Raw genomic sequence first — 223 nt, forward strand, 5'->3', positions numbered from 1 at the left:
CTCAGGAGTAAACTCCCTTGTGCTGCCGCTCGACTTGCATGTGTTAGGCCTGCCGCCAGCGTTCAATCTGAGCCATGATCAAACTCTTCAATTAAAGTTTTGTTGCTTCCGCCTTGCGACTTCAGCGGCTCAATGAATTCTGATTTTTTGTTTCTCGCACTCCCTATAAAAGAAGGGCTGAAACAAACTGTACATATTACTATGAACACTCATTGTTACATTG

Annotated in this window: 1 rRNA gene; it reads right to left on the bottom strand. The window is 43.9% G+C overall.

What is annotated here, in order from left to right:
* Nucleotides 1-94: ribosomal RNA gene (locus KO531_RS22300) — 16S ribosomal RNA — on the bottom strand; the annotation flags it as partial.
* Between the last annotated feature and the right edge of the window lie 129 nt (nucleotides 95-223).

The sequence above is a fragment of the Shewanella sp. NKUCC06_TVS genome, from assembly GCF_019345515.1.
Taxonomy (GTDB): Bacteria; Pseudomonadota; Gammaproteobacteria; order Enterobacterales; family Shewanellaceae; genus Shewanella; species Shewanella oncorhynchi.